Raw genomic sequence first — 15003 nt, 5'->3', positions numbered from 1 at the left:
TTCGACCAACCGCGCGCACATGCCGGGCAGCGATGCATCTGCTGGTTGTGTGGAGGCAGACCGGCAACGCGGGGGTCTCGCGGTCTGCGGTGGAATCGAAGGGAGATTGCGATGTCTGAATCGAAGACGACCACCGATCACGACGAAATCCGCCGTTGGGCCGAGGATCGCGACGGGCGGCCGGCGGTGGTGCGCACCAAGGGCGAGGGCGGCATACTGCGCATCGACTTCGGCGAGCCTGAAGAGACGTTCGAGCCCGTCGAATGGGACGAGTTCTTCAGGATCTTCGATGAGAACGAACTGGCGTTCCTCTACCAGGATGAGACCAGCGGCGGAAAGACTAGCCGCTTCAACAAGTTCGTCGAGCGCAGCCGGAAAGGCTAACATCGTCTAGTACCCCTGCACAGAGGATTCGACGGGTTCGATGGGTTGTAGCCTGGGTAGGATATCGGGTTTGACGAGCAGTTCAAATGCTGCGCCGAGGCCCGGTTGCCTGCGGATCAATCCGACCCGCTCGAGGGTGAGCACCATCTGATGGACGGAAGGCGCGGTGACGCTGAAGAAGCGCTGCATGTCGCGTTGGCCGCAGAACTATTCGAGACGACGGAAGCGATCGAGCGCGTCCTCGTCATAAGGGATGCCTCCCAACTCTCGGGGTGCGCCGAGGCTAGACTTCGCCTGGAAAAGGCGACGACGCGCATCATCGACTATGGCAGCGGCGACCTCACGCAAGAACCCTTTCACGTGAGGATCGTGCTTGCAGATGGCGTCGCCGCCTACGTCGGATCGGCCAACCTGCTCAGGCGCTCGAAGGTAGCAAACCCGAGTGCGGAATATTATCGAGTCCGGCTGTTCATGCCGTCAAAGTGCTCGTCGATGCGGTTGCCAACATGGCGGAAGCAATCTCCACGAGGTGCTGACCACGAAACGGTATCATGGAACTATTGCCAATGCCGTCATGGCGAGAGTGTTAGCGCAATCTGTCACCGGAAGCGCGCGCTTATGTGCCGTGCTGGAATGCACATGAAGAATCCGCGTCCGCGCGGCCTCGTCGATTTCCTTGCCTTCGAGGAAATCGTCGATCTGTTCATACGTGACGCCATGGGCATCTTCGTCAGGACGAAGCGGGACAAGGTTCTCCAGGTCGGCGGTCGGGATCTTGTCGACGAGTTCGGGCGGAGCGCCCAGATGCGCGGCCAAGGCTCGCACCCTGCGTTTGTTTAGCCCCGAAAGAGGAAGGATATCGGCGGCGCCGTCGCCGAACTTGGTGAAGAAGCCCATCAGTGCCTCGGCCGCATGGTCGGTGCCGATGACCAGTCCTCGGCTGGCGCCGGCGAGCGCGAACTGGGCAATCATGCGCTGACGCGCCTTGATGTTGCCAAGCAAGAAATCCTCGCGGCCTGCGTCGCCGAACTCGACACCAGCCCGCTTGATCGAATCTAGCATTGCGTCGGCAGCCGGCTTGATGTCGACCCGATGCACTTCGTCCGCCCCTATGGTGTCCAAAGCCCGCTGGGCGTCGCTCTCGTCGGCCTGGTTGCCATACGGGAGCCGAACGGCCAGGAATTTGGCGTCGTATCCAGCCGTTCGCAGTTCCTCAACGGCCCGTTGAGCCAGAAGGGCCGCGGCAAGTGAATCCACCCCGCCGCTGATCCCCAGTACATAGGTGCTGAGCCCCGATGCACGCAGATACGTGCCGAGAAAGTCGATACGCCGGCGTGCCTCCAGCGCGACGTCAACACTGGGAGCGACACCCAACGCGTTGATAATCATTTCCTGTTCGGTCATTGGCAGTGGGTGCTCCTGATATCACAGCAATGACGGGTTCGATGGGTTGTAGCCTGGGTAAGATATCGGGTTTGACGAGCAGTTCAATGCTGTGCGCGAGGCTGGGTTGCCTGCGGATCAATCCAGCGCGCTCAAGGGCGAGCACCATCTGATGGACGGAAGGTGCGGTGACGCCGAAGAAGCGCTGCATGTCGCGTTCGGCCGGCGCGCGATCGTTGAGCAGGCCGTAGGTCCAGATGAAGGCGAGGTACTGGCCCTGCTTTTCGGTGAAGCGGGGTCGGTCTGGCGGCCGTCCGTCACCTAATTGATTCATTTTCTGATTCTTCCGGAACCTCCGCAACCGAAGGAGGCCTTCCGGGATGAATGTACGCTATCGCGTCGATCTCGACCAACCCGAACGCGACGAACTCACAGCCATGCTGGCAGGCGGCAAGCATCCGGCGCGCAAGCTCAAGCGGGCGCAGATCCTGCTTGCTGCCGATGCCGCCCGCAGTGACGAGACCATTGCCACAACGGTGGCGGTCGGCGGCTCCACTGTCTACCGCACCAAGCGCCGCTTCGTGGAGATGGGCCTAGAGGCGGCGCTCAGCGAAGAGCCACGCGCAGGCGCGCAACGCAAGCTGACGGGCAAGGAAGAAGCCCTGCTGGTGGCCACCGCCTGCTCCAGTCCGCCGCCGGGTCGGGCCTGTTGGACACTGGATCTGCTGGCCGATGCGTTCGTCAAGCTGACCGAGCACGAACAGCTGGCGCGCGAGACGGTGCGCCGGCGCCTGGCCGAGAACGATCTCAAGCCGTGGCGCAAGGACATGTGGTGCATTCCAAAGGTTGACGCGGAGTATGTCGCGCGCATGGAGGATGTGCTCGACCTCTATGCCGAGGCACCGGACCCGAAGCGGCTGGTGGTGTGCTTCGACGAAAGCCCGACCCAACTCATCGGCGAGGTGCGTCAGCCAATCCCGGCCGCGCCGGGAAGGCTGGAGCGCTACGACTGCGAGTACAAACGCAACCGCACCGCAAACCTGTTCGTCTTCCTCGACGCGCATCGTAAGCGCTGTTTGCCTCGCACCTTGACCACGACGCCGTTGTGCCGTTTCGAAGACTGCCGCTGTGACGGAGATGGCAACAAATGCGCCAACAGCGGACGTTGTTGGATTGCGATCCGCAGCACCAAGGTGACGAAGGCCGTCAATATTCTTCGCGTTGACAGCGGTTCTGTGGGACGCGAAAGCTGCGTCCAATAGGAAGCTCGCGCTACCTCTTCTCCAGGCCTTTGAGATGTTCGATGAAGGCCCGCAGTTTGGGGTGAACTTGAGACCGCTGCGGGTAGTAGAGGTACACACCCGAGCTTGTCCCGGTGAAGTGGTCCAGAACGACTTCGAGCTTGCCGCTCGTCAACTTGTCGCTGATCGCTTCTTCAGGGCTGTAAACGACCCCTAAGCCGTCGACGGCCGCATCGATCGCCAGCAGAACATCATTGAGGATCAGCGGCCCCTTTACCTGAACCTCAAATTCCTTGCCGTCGCTCTCGAACTCCCACCGATCGTACACACGATTGCCAGCTCCCGCGCAGATGCAAGGATGGGCCAACAGGTCTTTTGGATGTTCAGGGTGCCCATGCTTGTCAAGGTAGGCCGGTGCAGCAGCCACAACCCATCGGACGGGACCGAAGAGTTTGAGCGCCACGACATCTTTGGCAAGGATGTCCGACACCCGTATTCCTGCATCAAACCCGCGCTCGAATATGTTGGTGGCCGCGTTCTCGAAGAAGATCTCAACCGTCACATCCGGGTACTTTTCGATAAAGGTCGCGATCAGCGGCCTAAGGAAGTTCGGATAGACGGTCTGCGGGACATTCAAGCGCAGACGACCGGCAGGCTTGTCCGCTGCGCTTCCCGCGTCCTTCATAGCGGAAAGGATCGCATCCAGCGCCGGTCCCGCCTGTTGCAGGAATTTCTCCCCGGCTTCGGTCAAGCTCGTAGCTCGTGTCGTTCTTGTAAGCAGGGTGACGCCCAGGCGAGTTTCGAGGTGTCTGATCATCTTGCTTATCGCAGGCGGCGAAACCCTGAGTGCTTCTGCCGCCGCCGTGAAGTTCCGCTTCTCGGCGACAAGCGCAAACGCCACAAGCCCATCAAGCTGATCCTTGTCCATTATGAACCTCTGGTTAATGTCGCATCAACCCGAATGCCATTTTTTGAAAGGAACGGCCATCGTATTCTGCGCTCACTCACGAAGACACAGCCGCAAACGCTGATGTGTTTCGGAGGTTGATCAAACCCAGTGGAGGTGCAGCACCATGAAGAACTATGCAGACGATTTCGAAACAGGCGCTCCCGAGATGCCAAGCCGCCGTAAATTGTTCGCCGCTGGGCTAGGCATCGCCGCAGCGTCGCTGCTGCCTCTTTCCCGAGTCGAGAGCTCAAACGGCAACATCGGGTGCCGCAGCCACAGGTGCAAGGTCATCGAACCTTCAGCGTCGCATGCTCGGCTCGCTGGAAGTCTCTGCCATGGGGATGGGCTGCCAAAACTTTGCCGGGATGTACAGCCCGCCCACGAACAGGCAGGAGGCCGTGCGGATCATCCGGGCGGCGCATGACCGGGGCGTGACCTTTTTCGACGTCGCTGAAGTCTATGGACCCTTCCTGGGCGAGGATATTGTTGGCGAGGCGCTTTCGCCGATCCGCGACCAGGTGATCATCGCGACCAAGTTCGGCTTCGACATCACGCCCGAAGGCCAGGTCACAGGCGTCAACAGCCGCCCTGACAATATCAAGCGGGTGACCGAGCAACAGCTCCGCCGCTTGAAGACGGACTACATTGATCTTCAATACCAACACCGTGTCGATCCGACCGTGCCCATCGAAGACGTGGCCGGAGCGGTGCAGGAATTGATCCGTGAAGGCAAGGTCCGCCACTTCGGCCTGTCCGCTGCAGGCGAAGCGACCATCCGCCGCGCCCACAAAGTGCAGCCAGTCACGGCGGTGCAGAATGAATACTCTGTCTGGACCCGCGATCCGGAGGTGGAGGTTCTGGCGACCTGCGAGGAGCTTGGCATCGGGTTCGTGCCATGGAGCCCGCTCGGCATGGGATACCTGACCGGTACTGTCACCCCCATGTTCGTGCATGGCCCTGCCGACCTACGGGCCAACCTGCCGCGCTTCACGCCTGAAGCCCGCCGCGCCAACTGGCCGGTGGTCGAACTGCTACAGCGTGTAGGCGCACGTCATCAGGCTGCGCCCGGCCAGGTCGCCCTTGCCTGGTTGCTCGCCCGCAAGCCGTGGATCGTGCCCATTCCCGGCCCGATAACGGAGGACCAGATGGACCAGAACATGGACGCGCTGCAGGTCCAGTTGAGTGCGGCCGATGTCAAGGAGATCGATGACGGCTTTGCCCGGATCACGGTCCAGGGCGCGCGTCTGAGCCCACCAATGCTCGCGATGATCGATACCGGCGCAAAACTTGGAACGAGTTCCAAGGGCGGAACCGGCATGTCACCGGTCAGGTGACCAACCCACAAGAACCGACGGGCTGAAGTCTAGCCGGGTACCGGCGGCGCTTCTTGTCCGAGGCGCTGCCACCTCTGTGGTCCTCGCTCCGGTCTTTCCGGATCGGTAGGGCCAGCCAGAGAGCACAACGAAGGGGACTACCATGAATAACAACAATCGGGTCGCTGTAATCACTGGTGCATCCTCCGGAATCGGTGAGGCGCTGGCACGTGAGCTTCTTTCAGAAGGATATCGCGTAGCCCTTCTAGGGCGGCGCCTCGAGCGTGTCGCGGCACTCGCAGACGAACTCGGCGAAGGCGCTATCGCGATCCAGGCTGACGTGACCGACCGGGACTCCATCGCTGGAGCCGCCGCGCGCGTCCAGGAGTTCGGCGGCGCCGATGTTCTAGTCAACAACGCAGGCGTGATGCTCACAGCGCCGTTTGGATCGGCCAAGCGATCCGAGCATCGGCAGATGGTCGAAACCAATCTCCTGGGTGTCATGACTGTGACTGAGGTTTTCCTTGACCAACTCCGCGCCAAGAAGGGAGATCTGGTGAACATCTCTTCTGTGGCAGGTCGCGTAGCTCCAGCCGGGTTCGCTGCCTATTCGGCAACCAAATGGGGGATCAACGGCTGGTCCGAGGCGCTTCGCGTCGAACTCCAGCCAGACATCCGCGTGATAGTCATCGAGCCTGGTGCGGTGGCGACAGAATTATCCGACCACATCACACACGAGGAAAGCAAAAAGTCTGCTCAGGACTACCGCGACAATGTTGCAATTCCGGCTCAGGACATCGCCGAAATCATAGCCTTTGCTCTCAGCCGGCCGAAGCGGACGTCCCTCAACGAGATCCTGGTCCGCCCGACCGTGCAGGCGATGTGAACAACTGTCTTACAGCCCCATGCGCCGCAAGATCGGTGAAGGGCTGACAACATGAAAGGACACATGAGATGAGTAACAAAGTGTGGTTCATCACCGGGGCAGGACGTGGCCTCGGCCTGGACATTGCCAAGGCGGCCCTGGCAGCCGGCCACAAGGTGGTCGCGACTGGCCGTAATCCAGACAAGGTGGCGAACGCTCTAGGTGCTTCCGACGACCTTCTTGTCGTGAAACTCGATGTCACCAAGGCCGCTGACGCCGACGCCGCCGCGCAGGCGACCCTTGAGCGGTTCGGACGGATCGACGTGCTGGTCAACAACGCGGCCAGCTTCTACGCCGGGTATTTCGAGGAACTGTCTCCCAAGCAGATGCAGTTGCAGCTAAGCACGAGCCTTGACGGTCCGATGATCGTGACGCGGGCGTTCCTTCCGGTCATGCGCAAGCAGCGCTCCGGCCAGATCGTCTCGATCTCCTCGACGGCAGGTCTGATGGGCTTTGAATTCTGCACAGCCTACTCTGCTTCGAAGTTTGGCCTCGATGGCTGGATGGAAGCGCTGCAGACTGAAGTCGGTCCGTTCGGCATCGAGACGATGATCGTCAACCCAGGCTTTTTCCGCACGGAGCTTCTGACGGAGGAGTCCACCAGTTACGCGGAAATCGCGATCGAAGATTATCACGAGCGACGCACGGCACAGATTGCCTTCTGGAAGTCCCAGAACGGCAAGCAGGGCGGTGACCCCGCTAAGCTGGCACGCGCTCTAATCACGCTCGCTGAGCAGGACGAACTGCCACGGCGCTTCCTCGCTGGCTCTGACGCTATCCAGGTGGCGGAGCAGAAGATTGCTCTCTTGCAGCAGCAGATCGAAGCGTACCGAGAACTGTCGAGTTCTCTCGCCATAGACTGAGGACGCTGGAACGCCCTGAGTCCACACCCTGCGTGCGGGCTTTGGGGCATTCGCCGATCCTCTATCTGCGTACCTTCCGAAGTCCGCTTTGGGCCGACTGTAGTCTTCGGGGCCACATTACTTCCCCTTGTAAGCCCAAGGCAGCAGCTCATCGATCCGGCTCTGCTTGTGACCGTTGACGATGGCGGTGAGCGTATTGGTCAGGTAGGCCTGCGGATCGACGGCGTTGAGTTTGCAGGTCTCGATGAGCGATGCGATGGTGGCCCAGTTCTCGGCTCCAGCGTCGTGCCCCGCAAAGAGTGCATTCTTGCGATTGAGGGCTATCGGCCGGATGGTTCGCTCGACGCTGTTGTTGTCGATCTCGATGCGGCCGTCGGTCAGGAAGAGCTTCAAACCATCCCAATATTTGGCGATGTACGCCAAGGCCTCGCCGAGTGGAGACTTGGTCGCGACACGGGCGCGGTGATGGACGAACCAGGTCTGCATGTCGGTGACCAGTGGTGTTGATCGTTCCTGTCGTCCGGCGAGGCGAGCCTCCGGATCAAGGCCACGCAGTTCGGCCTCGATCCGACCCAGTTCGCTGATCCGCTTGACGCTCTCTTCGGCGATAGGTGCTGCTCCGTTGCGGGTTATCTCCACCAGCTTGCGGCGAGCGTGTGCCCAACAATAGGCAAGCCGGATGTCCGAGCCGACACGGTCAGGTGCGATCAGTCTGTTGTATCCGGCATAGCCATCGACCTGCAGGATGCCGGAGAAGCCCTGCAATATCCGTTCGGCATGAATGCCCCGAGCGTAGGTGAAGGCCACACCAGGCGGAGCACCGCCGCAACTGGATGTTCTCAACCGAACAGGCGCGCCTCAAATTGGCCAAGGCCTATCCAAAGCCAACCGCCAAAGAGTCATAATCCATGTGCAGAGATACTAGTTGCCGGCGGGCATGGTCAGTGCAGCAGGTTTGCTCCGCGTGCCTTGACGATGTTTCGCATGATGCCGTTAAGCCAGTCCTCGGTGGAGGAACCGGATCGTCTCCTGTCGATCTCGCCGATCGCCTGCTCGAGCGTCCGCTCGACCAGCCGGTCGGAAGCGTCAACGTCTCCCAGCAGCAGACGCGCTGCGAGCCTGAGCTTAGGCAGCAGGGAAAATACGTCGTCTGACGGCTCGGTCGCCAGATTTCCGCTTGATGCTTTGGGCTCGGAGGGGAAGAGAGCATCGAAAACAGCCTGGCCGTCCGAGGATTTTCTGAGGCTGCTGGCATACCGAAGGCGCTCAGGAATAACGATGTCTTCGTCGCCGCTGAAAAACACGAACGGCACGCCGCGGCGCATCAGTTCGTCCGCGATCGGGAATACCCGTCTTCCATTGAGATTGACGTCCAGGATTGCGGCTTCCGCCTCATCGGTATGCTTCGACGCCTGTTCGACCGTCGCCACGGGGCCAAGCACGACGGCGCCCATCTTGCTGAAATAACGTGCAAGATCGCCCGCCAGCATCCATTCGTCCTCGACGATCAGGATATGCAAGCCTTGCAGGTCGCGCACCTCTTTGTTCCTTCTTTCTGCGGGAGTCACGGCTGTCGGCGCGGACTTGTACAAAATGACGGGACAAAGCCTCTTGCAACCGTTCCGCGCGCGCGAGCAGACGAGGCGGGATTTCTTCGGATACCGGGACCTTGGCCAGATCCGGCGAACGTAACGAGATTTGTTTTGCCGGCTTTATCTCAGGTGGTCGTTTTGCCATTGGAACCGCCTCGAAAACCGGATGTTAATGCCCACCGGCGGTGCTTTGTTCCGTTCGAGGACTATTTACTGGCCTGAGGCTCGGTCCGGTCCTAAAGCACGTCGCGTTTTGCCGGCCTCATGCGACGCGCTTTAGGCTGTTGTTTTTATTCATCTCGTTATCGCAAAACCGCTGCACACTTTTGCGCGACATGCATTAGTCTGAGGTCCGATTTGGCGGTTTCGCAGCCGCGGCTGTTACCGAGGCGTGGCATGGTGTTCCAGAACGGAAGATTTCCCATTGTCGGCGTCGGCGCATCGGCCGGCGGCATTCCCGCGATGGAGGGCCTGTTCAAAGGACTGACCGGCGGCACCGGCATGGCGTTCGTCGTCGTCACTAATCTGAGCCCAGAGCGCGAAAGCCTGCTGCATGACGTTATCGCACGTTACACCGGCATGCCGGTCATCGTCGCCGAGGAGGGCATGGCGGTCCAACCCGACCAAGTCTATGTGATGCCGCAAAACGTCGTCCTCACCATCCGTAAGGGCGCGCTTTCGCTGCGCCGGCCGAACACGCTTAACCGCGAGCGCAAACCGATCGACATCTTCTTCCGTGCACTGGCCGAGGACCAAGGGGAGTACGCCATAGGCATCATCCTGTCGGGGGGCGATTCGGACGGCACGCTGGGCGCCCGGGCGATCAAGGAACATGGCGGACTGACGATTGCCCAAGCCTCCAACGGTTCCGGCGCGCGCAACCCGGACATGCCGCAAAGCGCGATTTCGAGCGGCCTGATCGATATCGCAGCGCCCGCCGAGGAGATCGGCGCAAAGCTTCAGGCGTTTGGCCGCGGCTTCAATGTGCTGAACGGGCTGGCCGAGGGGGGTGGCGAGCACAAGGCTGACATGGGTCGGGCCGCCGATGAAATCGACCCCACTCTGCGCGGCCATTCCGGTCACGACTTTTCCAGCTATAAGACGAAGACGTTCTCCGCCAATGAAGAGGCGCAGTCGACTAATGAGGAGCTTGAGGCCTCGAAGGAGGAGAAGCAGTCGCTCAACGAAGAGCTCAGCACCATCAACGCGGAGCTGACCAGCAAGATTGAGGAGCTCGACCGCGCCAACAGCGATCTCAGAAACCTGTTCGAAAGCACAGAGATCGCAACCATCTTCCTCGACCGCAACCTTGTGGTGCGGACCTTTACCCCCGCTGCATCGGCCTTCTTCAATCTGCACCCATCCGATGTCGGACGGCCGCTGACCGATCTTTCGAGCCAGCTCGACTATCCCGAGCTGAAGCCTCACATCGAGGCAGTGTTCGAGACGGGAGAGACCCTGAACCATCACCTTGCGCGCGACGACAAGGGCCGGTTCTACCTGGTTCGCATCAACCCGTGCCGGGACAAAGGCGGCGGCATCCAGGGCGTCGTCGTGACCTTGATCGACGTGACGACGCTGGCGCAGGCGGAAGAGCGTCAGCAGGTGCTCATCTCCGAGCTGAACCATCGCGTCAAGAACATGCTGGCGGTCGTGGCCAGCATCACCAACCGGACCCGTGAAAACTCGGCATCGAAAGAGGAGTTCGCTGAAGCCTTGATCGGGCGCCTGCATGCAATGTCACGAGCCTATAGTCTGCTCTCGCGCGAGAGCTGGACGGAAGCCTCCGTCGAGGAACTGCTGCGTCAGGAACTCGATCCCTTCGGCCCCGAACGGTTTGAGCTCGATGGCAGGAGGGTAAATCTCAAGCCGGCACAAGGGCTTTCCTTCGGCATGGCCATCCATGAACTGGCGACGAATGCCGCCAAGTATGGCGCACTGTCGAAACCTGCCGGGCGGATAGTTGTCAAATGGTCGGTGGCCGACGGAACCTTCAAGCTCGTCTGGCGCGAGAAGGGCGGCCCCCGCATCAAGGAGCCAACCGACAGCGGCTTCGGCCTTACCCTTCTGCGCGGAGAAATCGGCTATAGGCTGGGCGGAAGAGTTGAAACAAGTTTCCGCTCAAATGGTTTGGAGGCGGAAATCGCATTTCCTCTGACCCGCGAGGGCTCGTCGTGACCGGAAAGGTGCGTGTGCTGATCGTCGAGGATGAATGGCTGATCGCCGACGATGCGGCGGCTTACCTACGCAAAGCCGGCCATCAGGTGGTTGGACCTGTTTCGTCGGTGACGGCGGCACTCCGGCTCGTTGGCGAAGGCGGCGTCGACGCGGCGTTACTGGATATCCAGTTGAACGACGAAACCAGCTATCCGATTGCGGAAGCGTTGCGGACGCGTGGTGTTCCGTTCGCCTTCCTCTCAGGCTTTGGTGAACGCGAAATTCCGGCCGGGTTCCGCGCTTGCAGGATCGTGCAGAAGCCGGCGAGCCAGAGTGCGATCCTGAATGCCGTGGATGAACTCGCGCGAGCCGGCTGAGGTCGCGATTTGAAAGTCGCGCCAGGTCACATCGGCGTGGTGCGTGCCTGCCGCGAACGACGAACGCCTATGGCAATATCCGCACCGGTACCGATTTGACCGCCGGAACATGAGCCTTCTCGGCTCTGTGCCACAAAGGAACCAGCGGGTTGAGCTCGGGGTAGTAACCGGCACAATTTCCCTCCGGCACCGAGTAAGGTGTAACGCGCAGCCCGTGCACGCGGCGCTCCACACCGTCCTGCGCATTGGCTTCGAGATCGACTTCCTGTCCGGCGCTCAAACCGAGGCGCTGGATATCCTTCTCGTTCATCAACAGCACCATGCGTGTGCCGCTGATGCCGCGCAGCCGGTCGTTGTAGCCGTAGACGGTCGTGTTGAACTGGTCGTTGGAGCGCACCGTGATCAGTGTCAGCACATCACGGCCGGCGACATCGATGTCGGGATCGGTTTCAAGGCCACTTGGCAGCTTGAAGTTGGCCTTCTTGTTCGGCGTCTCCCACACCCGCTTGCTCGCCTTGATGTCGCGATGGAAGCCGCCGGGCGTCAGGAAACGCTCGTTGAAGTCGCGGAAATGTTGGGGGTAGCAGCGCTCGATTTCGTCGCGGATGCGGGAATAATCCCCAACCCACTCGTCCCATGGGATCGAACTTCTGCCCGGCACTGTCGCCTTGGCAAGCTCGGCAACGATCCTGGGCTCGGAAAGCAGATGCGGCGAAGCCGGAGGTCGCGATCCGAACGAGCCGTGGATACAGGCGGTGGAATCCTCTACCGACACCCTTTGGTCGCCGCTTGCCTGATGATCTCTTTCCAGCCGTGACAGGCAAGGCAGCAAATAGGTTGTCCGCCCGGCGATCAGGTGGCTGCGGTTGAGTTTGGTCGCGATCTCGACATGCAGGTCGAGCCCACGCCAGGCCTTTTCGACCAGGCCGGTTTCCGGAACGGCCCGCACGAAATTGCCGCCCAGTCCGACGAAGCCCTTGACCGATCCGTCGATGACGCCTTCGCAGGTTTCGACCGTATCGCGACCTTTCTCGCGCGGCGGTTCAAAGGCATAGAATTCGGCGAACTTGTCGAGCGGGACGAGCTCGGGTTTTTCCGATATGCCGACGGTGCGCTGCCCCTGGACATTGGAATGCCCGCGCAGCGGCGAAATGCCGGCGCCGGCTTTTCCGATATTGCCGCGCAGCATCAAAAGGTTGCACAGCATCTGGACGTTCTCGGTGCCGTGCCGATGCTGGGTCAGGCCCATGCCGTAATTGCCGATCACCGCGTTGGCATGGCTGTAGACCTCGGCGACATGTTCCAGGTCGGTCTGCGCAATGCCGGATCGCGCGACGATATCGCTCCACTGGGTTTTGCGCAGGAAGGCTTCGAACTCGGCGAAGCCATGCGTGTGCTCGGCGATGAAAGCCGTGTCGAGGACACGCGTCCTGCCGCTTTCGCGGGCGGCATCGTCGAGCGCCTGCAACGCTTTGGCGATGCCCGTTATCGCAGCAATGTCGCCGCCGGAACGAACCTGGAAGAAGTCGCTGGACATTTTGGTGCCAGGCCCGGGCGACAGCATGTCGACAGGGTTTTGCGGGTTCTTGAAGCGTTTCAGTCCCCGCTCGGGCAAGGGATTGAAGGTGAAGACGGGCACGTTGCGTTGACGTGCCTCCTGCAGCGGATGCAGCAGGCGCGGCGCCGTCACCCCGGTGTTGTGCCCGAAGAAGAACATCATGTCGCATTTCGCAAAGTCTTCGAGCTGCACGGTCCCGACCGGCGAGCCGATCGATTCCGGCAAGCCGACCGAGGTCGATTCATGACACATGTTGGACGAATCGGGCAGGTTCGAAGACCCATAGATTCGTGCAAAAAGCTGGTACATGAACGAGGCTTCGAGCGAGGCCCGGCCAGACGTGTAGAACACTACCGATTTGGGATCGAGCCGCCGCAGTTCGGCAGCTATGTCGCGGAACGCATCGTCCCAGGAGACCGGCTCGTAACGGTCGGTGGCGGCACTGTAGCGCATGGGCTCTGTTAGCCTGCCCTGTTTTTCCAGATCGTGGTCCGGCCAATCGAGCAGTTCCGTCACCGAATGCTCGGCGAAGAAAGCGGGTTCGCAGCGCAGCTTGGTCTGGTCCCACATCGTCGCCTTGGCGCCGTTTTCACAGAATTCGAAAGGCCTCGGCTGGGCTGGCTTTGCCCATGAGCAAGACATGCACATATAGCCGTCGGCCTTGTTCTGCTTGAGCAGCGTGCTCCATATCCCGGACAATAGCAGGCCTTCGCCTCGCGCCTTGCGGACCAAGGATCTCAGCGATCCCCAGCCGCCTGTCGGGTGGTCGTATTTCTTGGTTTCGATGCGATCGGTTACGGCGGGTCTCATGCAAGCCACTCCCTGTGGAAGAGCGCTCATACGAACCCGCGGTGAGGCTGAATGTTCCGGGCTGGGTCCGTACCGTCACGCCGTCCGTCTAACCGGAACCATTTCCGCCATCGTTTGTTCGGCTCGAAGAAAGGAGCCGCGCAAAATGGAGCGACGTAATGCATTAATTGCGATGGTGATTTCGGCCATCATCATCGTCGGCCTTCTCATAGGCTTTTTGTACGGCGATATGGGCTGGCAGACTTCGCCGCTCAAAAGAGCCCCTGAACAGAACCAGGGTGGCAATGCTCCGGCCGATACCTCGCCTGCCGCCGGCATCAAGAAGAACCCCAAGGAAAATACCGAAATGCCAGGCCAGCAATGACGTAGGGCCAGCAATGAAATTCAGCAGCAAGGCAATGCCACGAACTGAAACGGGTTCCTGTTTTTGCGGCGCCATAACGGCGGAGATGCGCGGCGAGCCTTTCTGGATTTGCTCCGATCACGATGACGACTGCCGCAAGGCGATAGGAAGCCCTCTGTCGGTGTGGGTCGGTTATCGGCCTTCCGAATTCACATTGCTCACCGGCACACCGAAGATATTTTCGAAAACCCCAGGCGTGCTCCGGTCCTTCTGTGCGGATTGTGGAACATCGATCAGCTATGTCGACCAGGGCCTGCCCGACGAACTCTATCTGGCGATCGGCTTCCTCGATCATCCCGAACGGTTTCCGCCGCGGGCCCACGCATATTGGGACATGAGGCTTCCCTGGGTCGACTTTCCAGACGAGCTGCCGCGGGTGGGGACGTATTCGAGGCGGCGCGATCCGGCGTTCGGAAATCCGGCAGACCGATAGCCTACTGCCCGCCTGCAGGTGGAAACGTACCGTTCGCAGCCCCGTACGAAAACGACAATTGGCGCACGGCTGAAAACGCGCGATCATGTGCCAATGGGCCGCCGTTTGGATGACAAGCTCGATTGCAAGGCGTGCGGGACGATCCTGATGGAGATTCCCGACAATCCGAAGGATTCGACGCCGATCCATTGCAGCAATTGCGGCGCCTATCTCGGCGAATGGGGCGATCTGCAGGAGGATTTCTTCAGGCAGGCGTTCGGTGCCCAGGCCTTCGATCTGAACAACGGAAACATTATCAAGAAATAATCCTGGATCCCGCCGGCCCCAAGCCACGGCCTGTGGACCCGGCTCGTTGCGGCAATCACCGTTAATGTCGGACCCTCGGGAACCTTTCTCCCGAGCCGCTTGTTTGGGTGGCGGAAGGAGAAACGCCATGAGCACAAAACCTCCCCCTGTGCCGCCGAAGAATCTGAGCCCAAAGGGCGCCGGTGACAAAAAATCGGTAGCAGCCGAACAGGGACCGCAATCAGCCGTTCCGGATCCCGACAAGCAGGGCCAGCAAGGCAATACGAAGGTCAACACCACCCATCAAGGCAACGTCCAGGATCGCTAGGT

General features: G+C 60.6%; 16 protein-coding genes and 2 pseudogenes. 11 read left to right on the top strand and 7 right to left on the bottom strand.

Annotated elements, in window-relative coordinates:
• The first annotated feature begins 111 nt into the window (after nt 1-111).
• On the top strand, nt 112-384 hold the full coding sequence (locus NKI29_RS10735; RefSeq protein WP_023676123.1) for a hypothetical protein: 273 nt from the start codon (nt 112-114) through the stop codon (nt 382-384).
• 6 nt (nt 385-390) lie between these two features.
• On the opposite strand, the gene NKI29_RS10730 is transcribed toward NKI29_RS10735, so the two are convergent.
• The 3 genes from NKI29_RS10730 to NKI29_RS10720 all read right to left on the bottom strand — a co-directional run bounded on the left by NKI29_RS10730 (nt 391) and on the right by NKI29_RS10720 (nt 2101).
• Entirely contained in the window at nt 391-573 is a 183-nt protein-coding gene (locus NKI29_RS10730; protein ID WP_352579605.1) for a hypothetical protein, read from the bottom strand.
• A gap of 360 nt (nt 574-933) precedes the next feature.
• The gene (gene nadE, locus NKI29_RS10725) at nt 934-1788 is read right to left on the bottom strand and encodes an NAD(+) synthase (protein WP_352796189.1); all 855 of its coding nucleotides are present in this window, start codon (nt 1786-1788) and stop codon (nt 934-936) included.
• A complete protein-coding gene (locus tag NKI29_RS10720; protein WP_352579606.1) occupies nt 1736-2101 on the bottom strand; it encodes a LexA family protein in 366 nt (121 codons plus the stop codon). The genes nadE and NKI29_RS10720 overlap by 53 nt, the downstream gene beginning before the upstream one ends.
• Before the next feature lie 46 nt (nt 2102-2147).
• On the opposite strand from NKI29_RS10720, the pseudogene NKI29_RS10715 reads away from it, so the two are divergent.
• A pseudogene (locus tag NKI29_RS10715) lies at nt 2148-2834 on the top strand (IS630 family transposase); the annotation flags it as partial.
• Between the two features lie 205 nt (nt 2835-3039).
• On the opposite strand, the gene NKI29_RS10710 reads toward NKI29_RS10715, so the two are convergent.
• The gene (locus tag NKI29_RS10710) at nt 3040-3936 is read right to left on the bottom strand and encodes a LysR substrate-binding domain-containing protein (RefSeq protein ID WP_023676118.1); all 897 of its coding nucleotides are present in this window, start codon (nt 3934-3936) and stop codon (nt 3040-3042) included.
• 329 nt (nt 3937-4265) lie between these two features.
• On the opposite strand from NKI29_RS10710, the gene NKI29_RS10705 reads away from it, so the two are divergent.
• From NKI29_RS10705 to NKI29_RS10695, 3 genes are all read left to right on the top strand, one after another.
• On the top strand, nt 4266-5291 hold the full coding sequence (locus NKI29_RS10705; protein ID WP_352755521.1) for an aldo/keto reductase: 1026 nt from the start codon (nt 4266-4268) through the stop codon (nt 5289-5291).
• A gap of 142 nt (nt 5292-5433) precedes the next feature.
• Nucleotides 5434-6156 carry an SDR family oxidoreductase gene (locus NKI29_RS10700; RefSeq protein WP_352569258.1) on the top strand — a complete coding sequence of 241 codons (723 nt, stop codon included), beginning with the start codon at nt 5434-5436 and terminating at the stop codon, nt 6154-6156.
• A 68-nt stretch (nt 6157-6224) separates the two neighbouring features.
• Nucleotides 6225-7058: an SDR family NAD(P)-dependent oxidoreductase gene (locus tag NKI29_RS10695; protein ID WP_352569259.1), complete on the top strand. Its 834-nt coding sequence runs from the start codon at nt 6225-6227 to the stop codon at nt 7056-7058.
• 117 nt (nt 7059-7175) lie between these two features.
• Here NKI29_RS10695 and tnpC read toward each other — a convergent pair.
• Nucleotides 7176-7883: pseudogene (gene tnpC, locus NKI29_RS10690) on the bottom strand (IS66 family transposase); the annotation flags it as partial.
• Between the two features lie 116 nt (nt 7884-7999).
• A complete protein-coding gene (locus NKI29_RS10685) occupies nt 8000-8596 on the bottom strand; it encodes a response regulator (protein WP_036238319.1) in 597 nt (198 codons plus the stop codon).
• Nucleotides 8597-9046: 450 nt separating this feature from the next.
• Between NKI29_RS10685 and NKI29_RS10680 the strand changes: the two genes are divergently transcribed.
• Both NKI29_RS10680 and NKI29_RS10675 read left to right on the top strand, forming a co-directional pair.
• Nucleotides 9047-10828 carry a chemotaxis protein CheB gene (locus NKI29_RS10680; protein WP_352569261.1) on the top strand — a complete coding sequence of 594 codons (1782 nt, stop codon included), beginning with the start codon at nt 9047-9049 and terminating at the stop codon, nt 10826-10828.
• A 14-nt stretch (nt 10829-10842) separates the two neighbouring features.
• Nucleotides 10843-11184: a response regulator gene (locus tag NKI29_RS10675; RefSeq protein WP_245274673.1), complete on the top strand. Its 342-nt coding sequence runs from the start codon at nt 10843-10845 to the stop codon at nt 11182-11184.
• A 67-nt stretch (nt 11185-11251) separates the two neighbouring features.
• Here NKI29_RS10675 and NKI29_RS10670 read toward each other — a convergent pair whose 3' ends face one another.
• Nucleotides 11252-13552: an FdhF/YdeP family oxidoreductase gene (locus tag NKI29_RS10670; RefSeq protein WP_023676111.1), complete on the bottom strand. Its 2301-nt coding sequence runs from the start codon at nt 13550-13552 to the stop codon at nt 11252-11254.
• Between the two features lie 145 nt (nt 13553-13697).
• On the opposite strand from NKI29_RS10670, the gene NKI29_RS10665 reads away from it, so the two are divergent.
• The 4 genes from NKI29_RS10665 to NKI29_RS10650 all read left to right on the top strand — a co-directional run bounded on the left by NKI29_RS10665 (nt 13698) and on the right by NKI29_RS10650 (nt 15001).
• Complete coding sequence (locus tag NKI29_RS10665) at nt 13698-13916, top strand: hypothetical protein (protein ID WP_023676110.1); 219 nt, start codon at nt 13698-13700, stop codon at nt 13914-13916.
• Nucleotides 13917-13950: 34 nt separating this feature from the next.
• The gene (locus NKI29_RS10660) at nt 13951-14388 is read left to right on the top strand and encodes a GFA family protein (protein ID WP_023676109.1); all 438 of its coding nucleotides are present in this window, start codon (nt 13951-13953) and stop codon (nt 14386-14388) included.
• A gap of 93 nt (nt 14389-14481) precedes the next feature.
• The gene (locus NKI29_RS10655) at nt 14482-14694 is read left to right on the top strand and encodes a hypothetical protein (protein ID WP_036238316.1); all 213 of its coding nucleotides are present in this window, start codon (nt 14482-14484) and stop codon (nt 14692-14694) included.
• Nucleotides 14695-14821: 127 nt separating this feature from the next.
• A complete protein-coding gene (locus tag NKI29_RS10650; protein ID WP_023676107.1) occupies nt 14822-15001 on the top strand; it encodes a hypothetical protein in 180 nt (59 codons plus the stop codon).
• Nucleotides 15002-15003 lie beyond the last annotated feature (2 nt).

This window comes from Mesorhizobium sp. M0678, assembly GCF_040320505.1.
In the GTDB taxonomy this organism is placed as follows: Bacteria; Pseudomonadota; Alphaproteobacteria; order Rhizobiales; family Rhizobiaceae; genus Mesorhizobium.
This window is presented reverse-complemented; position numbering and strand designations above follow the sequence as displayed.